This window comes from Bacillus sp. AG4(2022), assembly GCF_031844465.1.
In the GTDB taxonomy this organism is placed as follows: domain Bacteria; phylum Bacillota; class Bacilli; order Bacillales; family Cytobacillaceae; genus Bacillus_AB; species Bacillus_AB infantis.
Map to the genome: position 1 here is coordinate 1 of NZ_JAUZVH010000003.1, position 16,656 is coordinate 16,656.

16 protein-coding genes are annotated in these 16,656 nt (G+C 45.8%); 1 reads left to right on the forward strand and 15 read right to left on the reverse strand.

The window, feature by feature from the left end:
• Positions 1–32 precede the first annotated feature (32 nt).
• The 11 genes from Q9R36_RS08940 to Q9R36_RS08990 all read right to left on the reverse strand — a co-directional run bounded on the left by Q9R36_RS08940 (position 33) and on the right by Q9R36_RS08990 (position 9,819).
• Entirely contained in the window at positions 33–365 is a 333-nt protein-coding gene (locus tag Q9R36_RS08940; RefSeq protein WP_311224940.1) for an antibiotic biosynthesis monooxygenase family protein, read from the reverse strand.
• Positions 366–447: 82 nt separating this feature from the next.
• Positions 448–1,083: an O-methyltransferase gene (locus Q9R36_RS08945; RefSeq protein WP_311224941.1), complete on the reverse strand. Its 636-nt coding sequence runs from the start codon at positions 1,081–1,083 to the stop codon at positions 448–450.
• 277 nt (positions 1,084–1,360) lie between these two features.
• A complete protein-coding gene (locus Q9R36_RS08950) occupies positions 1,361–2,389 on the reverse strand; it encodes a siderophore ABC transporter substrate-binding protein (RefSeq protein ID WP_311224942.1) in 1,029 nt (342 codons plus the stop codon).
• 196 nt (positions 2,390–2,585) lie between these two features.
• Positions 2,586–3,353 carry an iron ABC transporter ATP-binding protein gene (locus tag Q9R36_RS08955; protein WP_311224943.1) on the reverse strand — a complete coding sequence of 256 codons (768 nt, stop codon included), beginning with the start codon at positions 3,351–3,353 and terminating at the stop codon, positions 2,586–2,588.
• A complete protein-coding gene (locus Q9R36_RS08960; protein ID WP_311224944.1) occupies positions 3,350–4,306 on the reverse strand; it encodes an iron chelate uptake ABC transporter family permease subunit in 957 nt (318 codons plus the stop codon). Before Q9R36_RS08960 ends, Q9R36_RS08955 begins: the two co-directional genes overlap by 4 nt.
• Positions 4,293–5,249, reverse strand: coding sequence for an ABC transporter permease (locus Q9R36_RS08965; protein WP_009792008.1), 957 nt, complete (start codon positions 5,247–5,249; stop codon positions 4,293–4,295). Before Q9R36_RS08965 ends, Q9R36_RS08960 begins: the two co-directional genes overlap by 14 nt.
• Positions 5,250–5,478: 229 nt before the next feature.
• The gene (locus tag Q9R36_RS08970; RefSeq protein WP_311224945.1) at positions 5,479–6,240 is read right to left on the reverse strand and encodes a transposase; all 762 of its coding nucleotides are present in this window, start codon (positions 6,238–6,240) and stop codon (positions 5,479–5,481) included.
• A 204-nt stretch (positions 6,241–6,444) separates the two neighbouring features.
• The gene (locus Q9R36_RS08975) at positions 6,445–7,776 is read right to left on the reverse strand and encodes a NosD domain-containing protein (RefSeq protein WP_311225137.1); all 1,332 of its coding nucleotides are present in this window, start codon (positions 7,774–7,776) and stop codon (positions 6,445–6,447) included.
• 330 nt (positions 7,777–8,106) lie between these two features.
• Positions 8,107–8,838, reverse strand: a complete 732-nt coding sequence (locus Q9R36_RS08980; RefSeq protein ID WP_311224946.1) for a plasmid pRiA4b ORF-3 family protein — start codon at positions 8,836–8,838, stop codon at positions 8,107–8,109.
• 214 nt (positions 8,839–9,052) lie between these two features.
• Positions 9,053–9,307: a hypothetical protein gene (locus Q9R36_RS08985; RefSeq protein WP_094770002.1), complete on the reverse strand. Its 255-nt coding sequence runs from the start codon at positions 9,305–9,307 to the stop codon at positions 9,053–9,055.
• On the reverse strand, positions 9,280–9,819 hold the full coding sequence (locus Q9R36_RS08990) for a hypothetical protein (protein ID WP_129613813.1): 540 nt from the start codon (positions 9,817–9,819) through the stop codon (positions 9,280–9,282). Before Q9R36_RS08990 ends, Q9R36_RS08985 begins: the two co-directional genes overlap by 28 nt.
• Positions 9,820–10,087: 268 nt before the next feature.
• On the opposite strand from Q9R36_RS08990, the gene Q9R36_RS08995 reads away from it, so the two are divergent.
• On the forward strand, positions 10,088–12,130 hold the full coding sequence (locus Q9R36_RS08995) for a S9 family peptidase (RefSeq protein ID WP_311224947.1): 2,043 nt from the start codon (positions 10,088–10,090) through the stop codon (positions 12,128–12,130).
• Between the two features lie 140 nt (positions 12,131–12,270).
• Here the strand turns inward: Q9R36_RS08995 and Q9R36_RS09000 are convergent, their stop codons facing one another.
• The 4 genes from Q9R36_RS09000 to Q9R36_RS09015 all read right to left on the reverse strand — a co-directional run bounded on the left by Q9R36_RS09000 (position 12,271) and on the right by Q9R36_RS09015 (position 16,607).
• Complete coding sequence (locus tag Q9R36_RS09000; RefSeq protein WP_148950420.1) at positions 12,271–12,900, reverse strand: type 1 glutamine amidotransferase family protein; 630 nt, start codon at positions 12,898–12,900, stop codon at positions 12,271–12,273.
• A gap of 74 nt (positions 12,901–12,974) precedes the next feature.
• Positions 12,975–13,937: a helix-turn-helix transcriptional regulator gene (locus tag Q9R36_RS09005; RefSeq protein WP_311224948.1), complete on the reverse strand. Its 963-nt coding sequence runs from the start codon at positions 13,935–13,937 to the stop codon at positions 12,975–12,977.
• 195 nt (positions 13,938–14,132) lie between these two features.
• The gene (locus tag Q9R36_RS09010; protein ID WP_311225138.1) at positions 14,133–15,428 is read right to left on the reverse strand and encodes an aldehyde dehydrogenase; all 1,296 of its coding nucleotides are present in this window, start codon (positions 15,426–15,428) and stop codon (positions 14,133–14,135) included.
• A 324-nt stretch (positions 15,429–15,752) separates the two neighbouring features.
• Positions 15,753–16,607, reverse strand: coding sequence for a malate synthase (locus tag Q9R36_RS09015; RefSeq protein WP_311224949.1), 855 nt, complete (start codon positions 16,605–16,607; stop codon positions 15,753–15,755).
• Positions 16,608–16,656 lie beyond the last annotated feature (49 nt).

Consider the following 16,656-nt stretch of genomic DNA (forward strand, 5'->3'; position numbering starts at 1 on the left):
AGAGCCAAGGGGTCTGTCCCCTTGGCTCAAATTCACTCAACCACCGTATAATTACCAATCTCCATATCTATTACATACTCAGGCTTCGGTGGCTTCCCGCCATTCTCTTTAATCTTGTTCCTATGCCCCGCAATATGCTCCGGACTCTTCTCCCATGCTTTCCATGCTTCTTCTGACTCCCAGCGGATGATCATTACTACCTCTTCTTCTCCGCGGCGGGCATTCTTCACCATTAGCTCACGGCCAATGAATCCTTCTCGCTGCTCAATCAGAGATGGCCCTTCACCAGGCTTCTTTTGAAAACGATCAAGAATCTTATCAGCATTTCCTTCTGTCAATGTCCATTTGCGTATTTGTACAAACATTTATATCCCTCCAATTAGTAAGCCATAGGGACAGACCCCTTGGCCCGGTTTCAAAATGAGCCACGGTACCTGTCCCCTCGGCTCACTTCACCCTAGATACCGTCAGACCGTCCCCAATCGGCACCAGTACAGATTCCAATCTCGGGTGGTCTGCAACAGCTTGATTGAACTTTTTCATAAATTCAGTATGCCGTGTTGGTTCTCTATCCTCATCAGCCACCGTACCTTTTGCTAGTACATTGTCACAAACAATCAATGCTCCCTTTTCTGCCAGCAGGATGCAATGCTCCAGATAGTTTTCGTAATTCTCTTTATCTGCATCAATAAAGAAAAAATCGAATTTCTTATTTTCTCCCACAAGCCGTTCCAGGCTCTCCAAAGCTGGTCCAGTCAAATACGACACCTGACCGCCAAAACCTGCTTTTGCCAGATTCCTATGTGCCAATTCTGCATAGCTTTCCACCAGTTCAAGTGAAGTCAATCTTCCTTCGCTGCCAGATCCCCTGGCAAGGCAGATTCCGCTGTACCCTCCAAGCGCTCCGATCTCCAGTACATTTTTAGCACCTGAAATCGAGACCAGCATCGTCAGCAGCTTTCCTGTGGATGGCGAAACAGAGATAGACCGCATCCCATTTTCCACGATGGATGAAAGAACTTCCTCCAGCAGTGCATCCTCCTTATAGAACACCGAATCAATATAATCATTTATCTTCTTCATGAAATCACTCCCCTATGTGCCATAGGGACAGGTCCCGCGGCACATTCTCAAAAAGAGCCAACAGAACCGTCCCCCTGGCCCAGTCTCAAAAAGAGCCAACGAACCCGACCCCCTGGCCCAGCTTCAAAAAGTGCCAACGAACCCGACCCCCTGGCCCAGCTTCAAAAAGTGCCAACAGACCCTACCCCCTGGCCCAGCTTCAAAAAAGAGCCAACGAACCCGCCACCCTGGCCCTGTCTCAAAAAAGAGCCAAGGGAACCGACCCCTTGGCTCACTTTTATTTCAACTCAGCCAATACTTCCTCGATCTTTGAAAGTTCGGACTGGAGTCCGCCGCCGCTCAGGTACCAAAGCGGGCCGTCGAGGTATACGATTTTCTTGTTTTTGTAGGCTTCTGTTTTCTTGATGATGGCATTTTCCATATCGGCTTTGATGTTGGAGTCGCCGCCAACGGCTGCTGTGCGGTCGATTACGAATAAAACCTGCGGATCAAATTCCAGTAGTGCTTCGAAACCGAAGTTTGATCCGTGGGATGAAGCTTCGATATCTTCTGTTACCGGCTTGAAGCCATATTGATCATAGATGTAGCCGTAACGGGAGTTTGTAGCAAAGCCGGACAATTTCCCTTCGTTATACATGGTCACTAATGATGTTTCATAGTTTCCAGACAGCGTTTTGACTTCCTCTAAAGCTGTATCGATCTTCGCCATATATTCTTCTGCTTCAGTTTCTTTTCCAAACATTTTCGCTGCCAGGTCAACAGATGACTGGAATGTGCCCCAATAGTCTTCCTGTGAAGTTCCAACAAATACGACCGGTGCAATTTCGCTAAGCTCTTCATAGAATGGTGACTGGCGTCCTGAGATGAAAATGACGTCCGGGTCAAGCTCGGCAACATCTTCAAGTAGCGGCTCTTTTAAACTGCCCACGCTTGTATATTCGTCAGAAGTATATTTTTCAAGCTGATCCGGCAAGGAAGAGTCTTTTGCAACCCCTGTGATTCCTTCAACGCCGAGTGCATCCAATGTATCCAGGAAACCGTAATCAAAGACAACGATGTTTTCCGGCATTTTTTCAAATGTTATATCTTCAAAGCTATACGGTTCAGCGCCCTCTTCCCCTTCGACAGAAGCCACCGTCGGAGATACCATCATCGGGTAAGCACCATTCTGCTCAGCTGCTGCCCCGGAAGTTTGCTCAGCTGCAGGCTTAACTTCTTTTTCCCCTGAGGCTTCCTCATCGGATCCACATGCTGCAAGCATAAGTGAAGCTGCTAGTAGTGCACTCGCGATTTTCCATTTTTTCATCTGTCGTTCTCCCCTTGCTATGTATTTGGTATTTGATGATGATAATCATTATCACTGATAACAATTCTCATTATAGAGCCGGCAAATCTCAAAGTCAACTAGATTTATAAATAATTTTGATTTTTTGTAAAAAAAAGACAATCGCCGCAAAACAGCCTTCTAGTAGACTATTTTGCAGAGACTGCCCAGAAATTTTTCAAGCATGTGAATTAAAATAAACACAGATACGGCATCCATTCTGCTCCTGAATAGGAATGTCCATATCGTAAATTTCCCGCAAAGCGTCAGAGTTAATAATCTCATGGGTCTTCCCGTTTTTCACAAGCTTCCCATTCTTCAAAGCGACAATGCGGTCCGAATACACAGACGCAAAATTAATATCATGCAGCACAATGACAACCGTTTTTCCAAGCTCATCGACCAGCCTGCGCAAAATTTTCATAATCTGGACAGAGTGCTTCATATCAAGGTTATTGAGCGGCTCATCAAGCAAAATATAATCCGTATCCTGCGCAATGACCATGGCAATGAACGCACGCTGCTTCTGCCCGCCTGACAGTTCATCCAGAAACTGATCCTGCATCTCCATCAGATTCATATATTCCAGCGCCTGCTCCACAAGCTTTTCATCCTCTGCTGTCAAGCGGCCTTTTGAATACGGGTAGCGGCCAAACGAAACCAGCTCGCGCACGGTCAAACGGACATTGATAAAATTGGACTGCTTCAAAATGGAAACGCGTTTGGCGAATCCATTTGACTTCCATTTTTTAATATTATTTTTATCCAGCAGAACTTCACCTGTATCTGAATCCAATAGACGGCTTACCATCGAAAGAAGCGTCGATTTACCAGCACCGTTCGGACCGATGAACGATGTAATTGTCCCCGGCTCGATCGTGACTGACACATCCTCCACAACAGGCTTTTTGCCAAAATGCTTTGAAAGTCCTTTGATTTCTATCATCCTGCTGACCTACTTTCTTTTAATAATAAGTAAATGAAGTAAATACCGCCGACAAAATTGATAATCACACTTAATGTGGTGCGCAGTTCAAAAATATGTTCCACAAGGAACTGCCCGCCGACCAGGGCAATAATACTGATCAGGCTGGCTCCCAATATCAAAACAGAGTGCTTATAGGTAACCAGGTATTGATAAGATAGATTTGCCACAATCAGGCCAAAGAACGTAATCGGCCCCACCAATGCGGTCGAAGTGGCAATCAGCACGGACGACAGGATCAGGATATTCATTACCATACGGTCATAGTTGATCCCAAGATTCATCGCATTGTCGCGTCCAAGCGACATCACATCCAGCTGCCCCATGATGCGGAACCCGTAAATGAACGCCACAAACAGGATGCCGGCCGCAATCATTAATAAATCAGATTTCACATTGGTAAAAGTCGCAAACAAGCGGCTTTGAAGACTCAAATATTCGACCGGATCGATGATAACCTGCAAGAAGGTCACAAGGCTGCCGAGCAGCGTCCCGATGATCATCCCGATCAGCAATAGCAGATAAATAGGATACTTATCAGCCCTGAATAAGAAGCGGTAAAGCAGGAGCGCAAACAGGACCATCGCAAAAATCGCTGTCCCGAAATTCAAATATTTATTCAGCACCCAGACAGACATCGATCCGCCGAAAAAGTAGATCAGGGTCTGCACCACTTCATACATGGAGCCAATCCCCATCATCGAAGGCGTCAGGATGCGGTTATGGGTGATCGTCTGGAACACGACGGTCGAATAAGCAATCGCGGTTCCGGTTATCACCATGGCAGCTATTTTCATCATCCGCCTTGGGAAGGCGTAGTCGAAGCCGCCTTTAATATCGTAAAAAGCATAGAATAATATACTAACAATGGCCAGCACGGCAAGGAATATCAGTTTCGTACTATTTTTTCGCATATGCTCTCCCCCTAAACAGCATAATTAAGAAGATCGCACTGCCGATGACTGCCACTGTTACATTGACCGGAATCTCGTATGGATGGATCACAATCCGCCCGATGATATCGCAAATGAGCAGGAACACAATCCCCAATAAAGCGGTATGCGGAATGGATTTGCGCAAATTATCGCCCAGATAAAGCGAAACGATATTCGGCACAATCAGCCCAAGGAACGGAATAACACCGACTGTCAGCACGACAGTAGTGGAAATGATGGCAACCAGGATCAGCCCCAGGTTCAGCACAACCTTATAGCTCAAGCCCAGATTCTTCGCAAAATCCTCGCCCATTCCTGCCACCGTGAATTTATTTGCGTAAATATACGCCAGGATCACCGCTGGAACACTTATGTATAAAAGCTCATACCGGCCGGAAATCACTAACGTGAAGCTCCCCATCAGCCAGGAAGAAATATTCTGGAGAAGATCTGCCTCATAAGCAAAAAACGTCGTGATCGAGGATAAAATATTCCCATACATAATCCCGATCAGCGGCACAAAAATAACATCCTTGAACTTCACCCGATCGAGAATCTGCATGAAAACAAATGTCCCCGCCAAAGCAAACGCAAAGCTGAACAGCACCTGCTGCGTATACGTCACATTCGTAAAAAACAGCATCGAAATCAAAATCCCCAGCTTCGCTGCATCCAGCGTACCAGCCGTCGTCGGCGACACAAACTTATTCCGGCTCAAAGACTGCATAATCAAACCCGCAATACTCATCCCCGCCCCAGCCAGAATAATCGCCATCAAACGCGGCACCCGGCTGATCAGGAAAATCTGCGCCTCATCCGACTCCCAATCAAGCAAATCACCTATCCCAATATCAATCGCCCCAATAAAAAGCGACACACCAGACAACACAAAAGCTGCAATTGCCAAAACCCATAGTTTCATAGCTAATCCTCTTAATTCTCTGTCTCTATAAACAGTCATTTCAGTTGATAATGATTATCATCCTTAGTTAGTTTTTATTATATGACAAGGATTGGGAAAAATCAAAGGGGAATTTGGCGGGGGATGTTGGGCCAGGGGGTCAGGCCCTCTGGCTCGTTTTGGGCTGAGCCAAGGGGTCAGGTCCCTTGGCCCACTTTTCCAAATGAGCCACGGGACCTGTCCCTGCGGCTCAGCCTAATCTCTGAATAATGCTTCTCGATACCCCCGTAACTCTCGATAATTGCCGGTCCGAGACTCCTTCTAGTTTTCTTAATTCTCTTAAGATCGTATTTCGCTGAGGTTTATTCATTTGCTGCAGCATACTGGTATGATGAATTCCGATTTCTCGTATATAGCTGATCAGTTGTTCATCTGTTTTGCGTGAACGCGGGTTATCCTCCAGGCATTCATCTTGGTTTAGTGCATTCATATATTCTTTGAATAAGGTTATGGATTCGTCTTTGTTTTGGGAGAATAATTTAAGGGCAGCCGCGGTGTTTAATGGGCTTGATGGAGAAGTATATTCATGGATACTTGTCCACTTACTGGAGAATGCATTCCTGGCCAGACCAGCTTTCAGAGGATTTTGGTGAATATAGCGGATTACTTTGAGGAAATAAGGTGTGGTTTCAACATTTTCACTTCGGAACCGGCCTTGAAATAGATGGCCGCTGCGATCATATTTAGTGTTATACCAATAAACATAGCTTGAGCTGAGGTTTTTGATTATATCTGATAAAGTTATTTCTTTTTCTTTCAGCAGCAGGTGAACGTGGTTATCCATAAGGCAGTAAGCAAAAAGATCGAAATCATATTTCTTCTTATACTTCAATACCGTATAAATAAATCGCCTCCTGTCTTCATCATCTTCAAAAATCGTCTGCTTATTGATCCCCCTTAACATGACGTGATATATTCCGGTCATACTCTTCTTCCTTGCCTGTCTAGGCATTTGGCACCTCCATTCTTTAGCCGCAGGGACCAGCCATCCAGCCATGCAGTCCCTGGCTTTCATAATACCTATTCGACCAGGAGATGAAAACTCCTGCATTTTTGAGCCAGGGGGTCAGGTCCACTGGCCCATTCTTAAAAAGAGCCGAGGGGTCTGTCCCCCTGGCCCAGTTTCAAAAAAAGCCAAGGGGTCTGTCCCCCTGGCTCATGGTGTCGCTCTAAACACATTGACAGTCTTATCGAGAACAACCTGCCCTTCTCTTCCCGAATCAAGGATAGTATTTTGAGACGACTCTTTTTCTACCAATACTGTTGTTACAGTAAGCCGCTCTGATGCTTCGGTTGTCAGCAGGGCTTCTACTTGTGCAGAGAAACAGGAATCACTTGACTTGGCATCTACCCCTGTGGCAACTACATGATTATTGGAGATATAATTTCCACTGCCCGATACAATCCGTATGATGACTGGTGTGGCACCTGCCGGCTTGATGTGCTGGGTATTGATGACTTCAGAAAAGTGATTGGCCATGACAGAATTATGATTGCCATTGATACAGAGGAGGCCATACAGATCATCTAAACCATTGTCTTTTCCTACAAAAGGGGTCCAGGGTTCATGGTCACGTAAAAAGTGATTGGAAGAAATCAGATTTTCCGAGCAATTTTCCTTGAATACCACCATTCCCGGATAAAAGGAATGAAGTCTATTATTTGTGATGCTTGAACGTGTCACACCATCAAAATAGATGCTGCTCGCACCTCTCGGAAAAACATTATTCGCTGTTACCAAAAGCCCGCCAAAATTTTGGGCGTAAATGGAATACCCTTTAAAACCGGCTCCGATCAGGTTGTCGGTTATTTTTGAAGCCTGGCCCCAGCCTCGCAATTCTATGCAGCTGCCGCATTCAGCTATGAAATTATCATGTATGGTCAGAGCATCTGCATGATAAATAGTAAGTCCATGCTCTAAATACACCAATCCCATGCCTGTAATCCGAAAAGAGTCACAAGCACTCGCAACATAGATCCCCGTCTTTCCGTTAGTATACGTGTTTTCCGGATTTGCTTCACCTGAACCATCATCAATAAAATGCAAACCATCAATACAAAAGTCAGCAAACTCCACCGAACTTATACGGGGATTACCACTTCTTTCAACATAAAATGCAGCTCCTTTAAACTCCTCTTCGTTCGCACCCACGGGAATATCTACAAGTATCCGGCTTCCTCCCGGCCATAATTCATGCAAATCCGCCCATTCATTCTCAGGAGTATTAAAACGAATACTCGAAGACGTAAACCCGTGACCAGAACCCATAATTTTAAGAAAACTGATATCTATAACCACCTGGCTGGCAAGACGATAATCCCCCGGCGGAATATAAATAACCGCACCCGGCTTTCCGCCTTTATTCACATCATTATCCGTTTGCCGGCTTTTAACATCTGCAATAATACTATTGATTACCCCGCCAATATCCTCATACGGATTACCGACAGGCCACTCTGTTACATCGTAGTAATTTTTGCTGGCCATCATCAATCCTCCTATCAATTTAGTGTGTTTGTTTGTAACTTTTCGAAGGCTCAACGGACGGTAATAGTATAGAGCTTGTTCGGCTGCTGCACATTCGCCTTAATTCCTCCTTACCTGATAGCACCTTTTGTTTACGCTTACAATTCATTAGGACTAAAGCTATACAGTATCTATTCTAAAGCCCGAAAAAAGTATTTGAAATTCTAAGTTCTTTTGAAAAGGTCATATATATTTAGAATATCATGAGCCAGGGGGTGAGCCACCGGGACAGGTCCCGTGGCCCAGTCTTCCCATGAACCCAAAAAGAGCCAAGGGGTCTGTCCCCCTGGCTCACTTCCGATACTTATCCTCAATAACTTCATATCTTTCGTGGTTAATCTTATCCCACTCAGTTTTCTTATAATGAAGCCCTTTTAGTCTACTATTAAGGGAATCAGGATCATATTCCCGAAAATACATCGTTTCTGCCCAAACTTTCATGTCCTCATGTTCAGGATGCTTCTCATCCCGATAAACTTCTAGAAATTCATAGAATCCAGGCAGCCCGCCCACATCTTCAGGTGGTGCTGTTTCTGCTCCATCAAGCAGGGTTGGAAAACCAAAGTAGTAGTCATCGACAGTCTGCTCAAGCTTCACGTTGAAACGCCAGCCGTCACCAAAATCATAGGAATATTTGATTTCCTTATATTTTTCCAGATAATCATCGATTTTTAAACCGCTAGGCTTGCGCACTTCAATCTTCAATCTTTCCTGATAATTCTTCTCAAAATCTAACATTTCTACCGGCATTGATTTAAGCCGCTCTGCATACATGGCCTTGTTTTTCTTAAAATGCTGATGCTCAAGATAAGCTTCTTCATTATCTGTAACAATCCTCTGGTCCTCAATCAGGTCAAACTCAAAAAGATGATAACCGTCATGGGGATAACCACTTTGAAAATTGGTCACATTCTGGATGACATCATGAAGCCTCTTATACGTCGCTCCCGCTGGCATGATGACTTTTCTCCATATTAATGGATTTGACCCTTCTAATTCTATTCTTAGAATATATGATTTCAAGTTAAATTCGCCTCCATCTATTGGGTGGTGAGCCAGGGGGACAGGTCCCGTGGCTCATTCTGAAATTATGAGTAGCCGAAACAAACAGTGTTTTCTTTATTATACCCAATAAAGCGGAGCCATAGGGACAGGTCAAGTGGTTCAGTCTTAAAAAGAGCCATGGGGTCTGTCCCCTCGGCCCAAAAATAAAAAGCCCCCCAACCTGCAGGGACTTTTAATATACAAGAAACGGCTTCATTTCGTCTTCTGTTAAATCTTTTGGCTCTACTCCATGTTCTTTACAGTATTTATCTAACGCTCTTATTTTCACTTTTGGGGATTCGGTGGATGCCGGGAATGCAAATACACCATCTGGGAAAGCATTATCAAACTTGTCGATATCTCTGCGCATAATATCACTCCTGGCAATAGTATGCACATCTGGCGTTCTTTTAATCTGTCTCAATTTGAATTTGAGTCCTGCCACCATAATACACCTCCCGGAAAATATTGCTTGACCAGCCTACTAGCTGCAATGTCATCAAACATAATATATTGCCCAAACGTCTGTCTGGCTCCCATACTCATATAAAAAGGATATTTGCTGCTCTTGGATGTAAGTCCTACATACCCATCATACCCTTTATCTATGCTGTACCAACAGGCAAATGCTATGAGAATTCTTCCCACATTAATATTTGAGCGCTCTTTGTTTAGTACACCCTTTATAAACTTTTTGTTTTGCGGAGCAGATTCAATTATATCTACATCTACACAAAGAAAGTCTTCATCAGGATTTTCTTTTAAAGCAATAAGACCTTCTACAAAGTCGGGATTTTTGTTGGTAACTAACCCGAATACCCTAAAACCATGCGATATTGGGTGGAGCCAATTAAATTCCCAGCCATAATCAGAAAGGTACCGGTTACCCTTTATTTCTTCTTTTCCCACTTCTCGAAAATAAAAAACAACTGGCTTGTTTGTAGCTGCATCTAATAGCATAGCTAAATCCACTTTCTTTTAATTGTCCTTCTATTTTAACATAAAATATGATAATTAACTGTGCCTTATTGGAAAATTATTCAAGTGTATTCTTGTGCTAACAAGAAAGCAGAAGAAAGTAATAGTGTTTTGTTCCTTGCTTTTGTAGCCCAGCCTCAAAAAAGAGCCAAGGTACCCGCCCCCTCGGCCCAAAACCGCCCTCCGCTCAAAAAGAGGATTTCCTCCCCAATACCTCGAAACTATTACCAACAACGAAAGGAGAATCCCAATGAAACCACCTATTGCAAAACGAATCCCCCACCCGCACAACCTGCATGGGGATGTGCGAGAAGATGATTATTATTGGCTGAGGGACCGCAACAATCCGGAGGTCATTACTTATCTCGAGGAAGAAAATCGATATTACGACGAGATCATGAGTCCGTTGGAGGAACAGACTGAACAGCTTTATCAAAGCATGGTTGACCGTGTTCCTGATTCAGAAGTGAAGGTGCCGGTGCAGCATGGACCGTACTTCTACTATTCTTTTTTGGACAAGGACAAGCAGTATCCGATTTATGCACGCAAGAAGGCAGCAAACCGCGAGCAGCTGCCGGAAGCGGCAGAGGAAATCATACTGGACCTGAACAAATTAACCGCTGAGGGTGATTATTTAAGTGTAACGCTGCAGCGTATAAGCACAGATCATAACCGCCTGGCTTATTTGGAGAATCGTGATGGCACTGACCGGTATACCATTTATGTAAAGGATCTGGAGACAGGTGAGCTTCTTCCGGACAAAGTACCGAATGTATTTATACATGGCAGCATGGAACTGAGTGAGTGCGGAGAGTATATTTTCTACATAACGGTTGATGAAAGTCAGCGGCCATACCAGCTTTGGAGGCATCGCCTTGGAAGTGAAAACAGCAGTGATGAACTGTTATATGAAGAAAAAGACATAACATTCTCTTTGTATGTGTCAAAATCGCAGAGCGGGAAATATATTTTTGCACATTCCAGGTCAAAAACGACGAGCGAGGTTCGCCTGTTGGATGCAGCTTCTCCGTTGACTCCTTTACAGCTAGTAGATGAGCGCCGGGAAGGGATAGAGTATAGTGTCGAGCATTGGGAGGATGACCTGCTCATACTGACAAATGAGGATGCGCTGAACTTCCAGCTGCTCCGCTGCCCGGCTGATGACCTTTCTGCACGGATGAAGGTTGTCGGGCATAGCGAGGATCGTTATCTTCAAGCTATATACCCATATCAGGATACGCTGCTTCTTTTTGGCCGGGAGAACGGACTGACGCAAATTTGGGTACTGCACGATGGTGAGATGGCTCGAATAGAATGGGATGAGCCCCTCTTTACCGTATCCGTTTTGCCCGGTCAAAGCTACGAAACAGCAGAGGCACTTCTCCAATTTGAGTCCTTGGTTACGCCAAAAACAACTTACGGGCTGAATCTTCTTACGGGCGAGAGGAATTGTTTGCAAGTTGCGCCTGTCAGCGGTGAATATGATCCGTCCCTCTTCCAGCAGGAACAGCTGTGGGCGTCTGCCGAGGATGGAGTCCAAGTCCCTCTAAACGTCGTCTATCAGGAAGGTGCGCTGGATAATGGACCTGCACCGTTGATTCTGTATGCATATGGATCTTATGGAGCAAACAGCGATCCTCGTTTTGATCCGTATCGTTTGCCGCTGCTGGAAAAAGGGGTCATCTATGTCACGGCACAAGTGCGCGGCGGCTCCGAAATGGGACGGAATTGGTATGAAGACGGAAAGATGCAGAACAAGCGGAACACCTTCACCGACTTCATTGCTGCGGGGAAATTTCTTATTGAAAAGGGCTACACATCCTCAAGCCAAATGGCAGCCTATGGCGGCAGTGCGGGCGGCTTGCTCGTCGGCGCAGTGGCCAATATGGCCGGTGATCTGTTCCAGGTGGCCGTGCCGTCAGTTCCATTCGTCGACGTCGTCACAACCATGCTTGATGCAACCATTCCCCTCACCACCCTGGAGTGGGATGAATGGGGCAATCCTGAAAATAAAGAAGACTATTTCTATATGAAATCTTACAGCCCTTATGACAATGTTGAAGCCAAGAACTACCCGCACATGTATATTACAACCGGTTTGAACGATCCTCGGGTTGCCTACTGGGAACCCGCCAAGTGGGCTGCACGCCTAAGAGCCTTGAAAACGGATAACAACACCCTAGTCCTCAAAACCAACATGGGTGCCGGCCACTTCGGTGCCTCAGGCCGTTTCAACCACTTGAAAGAAACCGCGGCTTGTTATGCGTTTATTTTGGATAAGATTAGGCCATAGGGACAGGTCCCTTGGCTCAAAATCTAAAAGAGCCAGGGGGTCTGTCCCCTTGGCTCAAAATCTAAAAGAGCCAGGGGGTCTGTCCCCTCGGCCCACACCTGCAAAGGGGCCAGCCTCAGCCGGCCTGAAACCCCATTCCTTCATTGTAGAGTATTCATCAGCTCATAGAAGTACCCCGGCTCATGCGTCTTATTAAGCTTGAACCATGCCTGCAATGTTTCCGGCCTGCAAACATCGAGCTCCTTCAAGACCTCTGCAGCAAATTCCAAGGGAGCTATGCCTGAAGCGGTAACCAGACTCCCATCTGCCACTGCGGGCTCGAATTGATACAGCTGTTCCCCGGCATAAAGCGGGCAGACGGCTTTCAAATAGCCTGGATCATTGCTTGTGTGCCTCCTTGTGTCCAGCAGCCCCTTATTTGCCAGGCCCATGGTTGCGCCGCAGATGGCGGCAACAATAGTTCCCCTCTGCAGCCCGTTAGAGGCTTCTTCCAGGATGGACTCGTGAATGGGCTCAAGCCAGGTATCCCCGCCCGGAAGAATCAGGATATCTTGGCTCCCCAAACTGAACTCTTCCATAGATAAATCAGGCTGTATGGCCACCCCTCCCATTGTTTTTACAGGTTTTTTGTCCGCACCTACGGTCATCACCTCTATTGGCGCCACCCCTTTCCTGAAATACCTGCCCGAATTCAGTTCGGCAATCAAATACCCCGCTTCCCAGTCTGACATCGTATCCAAAACATAAAGATAAGCTTTTCTTTTGTGCATCATCAGATCTCCTCTACCAGTCATTAAAGGCCCATTATAAAAAAACTTCACTGACAGCCCGCGCCAGTAAAGTTTCATTTCTGATAGTAATCAGCCAATTCATATAAAACCTGCAGCATTTTCTTCTTCATACTGGCCGGTTCCAGAATTTGAACCGACTTCCCATAAGGCAAGAGCAGATGCGCCACATAGGTATGCAAGGCTTCTTTTTCCAAAAGAAACACAGCCCTTTCTGAAGTGCGCTCTGCCAGATGATGACCTAAAAACCAATGCCGGCATAAATCATCCAGTGCGCCGGTTCTGCCGCTGACAACAAAAGGCACAAATTCCTGCGTTTGTTCTTTCTCCGGAAGCAGGTTCTTCATAAAAAAAACGCTGGCTGAAAAATCTGCTGGACGGTTAAAGCTGGTTCCGGTTTCAGCCATACCGGCAATCCTATCGACCCTGAAACTGCGGGTTTCGTTCCTCAGATGGCAGAATGCCGCCACATACCAGCGGCCGTTCCAATAAATGATTCCATAAGGATCAATCTTCCTACGCTTAGGCTGGTCTTCACGAACCGTATAATAGTCAATTTCCATAGAAACCTGGTTGATGACCCCATGCTCGAGCTCCCTCAAAATGGCACCCTCAGGCAGACCAGCGGCAGAACCGATCACATCAAGCCCCTCCACACGCCGCCGGACCATACTTTCCTGCTCTGGCGTTGAGTACATGGACAGCTTTGATGCTGCTCTATCCAATAGCTCCCCTGAAAAATACCCAGCCTCTTTCGCCAAAGCAGCTGCCTGAAGCAAGGCAGTTTGTTCCTCCGTACTAAACAGGAGAGGACTCTCAACGAATTGGTGTAAAAGCGTATATCCGCCATGATGGCCCGCCTCTGCGATAATCGGGACACCGCTGGCACAAAGAGCATCAATATACCGGTAAACCGTTCTAATATTAACCTCCAGCTTTTCAGCCATTTGCTTCGCAGTAGCCTTCCTCCCCGAACTCAGCATCCAGAGAATCTGCATCATCTGATCCATTTTAGCCATCTAATCCACCCTCGTAATTTATAATCACCATTCCTATCATTGCCAATAGCATAACATGGGCCAGGGGGTCAGGTCCCCTGGCCCAAACAAAAAAAGAGCCAGGGGGTCTGTCCCCTTGGCTCTTCGCTACAAGAAAGCCGGGGGGACAGACCCCCTGGCCCAAACAAAAAAAGCCAAGGGGTCTGTCCCCTTGGCTCATCGTTTCAACACACTCTTAAAGTGAGTAAACGTATCAAAGCTTGCTTTCCCGTGATAGGCTCCCATGCCGCTCGCGCCTACGCCTCCGAATGGCAGGTAATGGGACGTCATGTGGTTGATGGTATCGTTGATGGATCCCCCACCGAAGGAGATTGAACCCAGAATCTGGTCCTGTACCGATTCGTCATTTGAGAAAAGATAGAGAGCAAGCGGTTTAGGGCGGTTCATGATCGGCTCAATGATCTCGTCCAGGTTATCATAGGTCATAACAGGCAGGATCGGTCCGAAGATTTCATCTTGCATGACGGGATCTTCCCATGAAATGTTATCCAGAATAGTCGGCTCAATGATGAGCTCGTCGCGGTTATGCTGACCGCCTGTCACAATGCTGCCGTTATCGAGGAAGCCGACAAGGCGATCGAAATGCCGCTCGCTGACAACGTGTCCGAAGTTCGGGTTCTTCACGATATTTTCACCGAAGGCCGCTGTGATGACTTCTTTGAACTTGTTCAAGAGTTCATCCTTCACGCTGCTGTGGACAAGAAGATAATCCGGTGCCACGCATGTTTGGCCGGCATTCGCGAATTTACCGCGCGCAATACGCTGTGCAGCTTCATCCAGGTCAGCATCTTTATGAACGATCGTCGGGCTTTTTCCGCCAAGCTCAAGCGTCGTTGGCGTGAGATGTTTGGCCGCCGCTTCCGCTACGATCTTCCCAACGCCTGTGCTGCCTGTGAAGAAAATATAGTCAAAGTCTTCTTTCAGAAGAGCTGTGCTTGTTTCCACTTCCCCTTCCACCACCCGAAGATATTCTTCAGGGAAGTTGTCATTAATCATTGCAGACAGCAGGGCAGATGTTTTCGGCGTAAGTTCAGATGGCTTTAACACAGCTGTGTTCCCAGCGGCAATCGCGCCTACAAGTGGTGTCACGGCTAGCTGGAACGGATAGTTCCAAGGTGCAATCACCAGTGCGGAACCATATGGCTCAGGCTGAACAAAGCTTCTGGCACCCTCGTGAGAAGCTGGTGTCGGCACTTCCTTCGTTGCTGCCCATTCTTCTAGATTTTCCACCATATAGTCAATCTCGCTGATAACTAGTCCAACTTCAGCTCGCTTCGCTTCAAGCTCGGACTTATTCAAGTCCTGCTTAACAGCATCAAGAATATCCTGTTCGTGCTTTAGCACAAGGGATTTTAATGTATTTAATGTGCGGAGTCGGAATGAAACGCTTTTCGTTTCTCCTGAACGGAAATAGGCGCGTTGTTTATTCAAAAGCTCTTGGTAGTTTTCCATCATGAACACTCCTTTGTATTGTATACTCTAGTGATTTTATAGCTTGGAACCAAAGCCTATGGGAATGATTTCTCCTATTCACATATGGCCTTGCCCATTAAATTAATTCATTTATTGTTGACTCGACATACTATAGTACAGATATTTTTTATAAGCAAGGAACCTGCCCGGGCCAGGGGGGCGGGTCCTCTGGCCCAAACTCAAAAAGAGCCAGGGGGTCTGTCCCCTTGGCTCTCTGCCCTTGGCTCTCCCAGCCACCGGGACAGACCCCCTGGCTCAAAAAACAAAAAAGCCAAGGGACCTGTCCCCTTGGCTCCCTCATCTCTAGCTACGCATTAATGCACCGTTAGGCTTGGGCAAATCCTGCTCGATTATTTGATTCATCTTACAAAAATGCTCAAAAAATTGCTGTGCATGCTCCCGTTCTTTTGGGTCACTTTTCAGCGCGACTATATCACGCAAAGTTTGAGCCATCCATGAATTTTCAAAATAGCGGTATTTCCCTGTATTCCATGTCATTTTTTGAGGAGATTTTTCATTCACATAATAATCCCAGAAGGGCATCTGTTCCGATTCCTCTTCTGTAAGCTGGAGCCTGTATGTTGAATGAGCCGGAATATTTCCATCTTTACAAAGCTTGCCAATAAACTTCTCCTTCACCATGTAGACACCTAAGATGCGTCTGTCTTTTTCAGGCTTACTGGGATCTACTGCTGTCAGCAGAACAGCACTATTTTGGTGCAGGCGGCTGGGTTTGTTTGGCTTCCCCTTGTTATTGCCGCTTTTAATAACACCAGAAAAAACCTTCCACTCTGAAAAAGAACGATCCTGTTCTTCTGCATCACACCAAAAAACCATTTGTGATTCCGGATGAAGCTTATGATTTTTCATCAGTTTTTCATATCCCAAGCGGAGTTCCTGACTTTTCCGATATCGATTCTTTTCTTCTTCCTTCTTCCTGTCTTCTTCCCTACGCTCATTTTCCTTATTTTGTATAATCGCATCGAGTGATTTAGAAATCATTTCATCATGCAGTTTCAAGTGCTCTCCAAATACATCAGGGAAAACAAACTTCTTCTTTTCCGATGCGAAATGTATCACTATACTAGTATCATTATGTTCAACTATACTCCCCATACCAAACAGCTTGTGCGTAACCTTCTTATTGATTAGATTCATTATTCTAATCCTCCTTATATTGTAGAAAAACCCAGATGCTGTTTTTCAT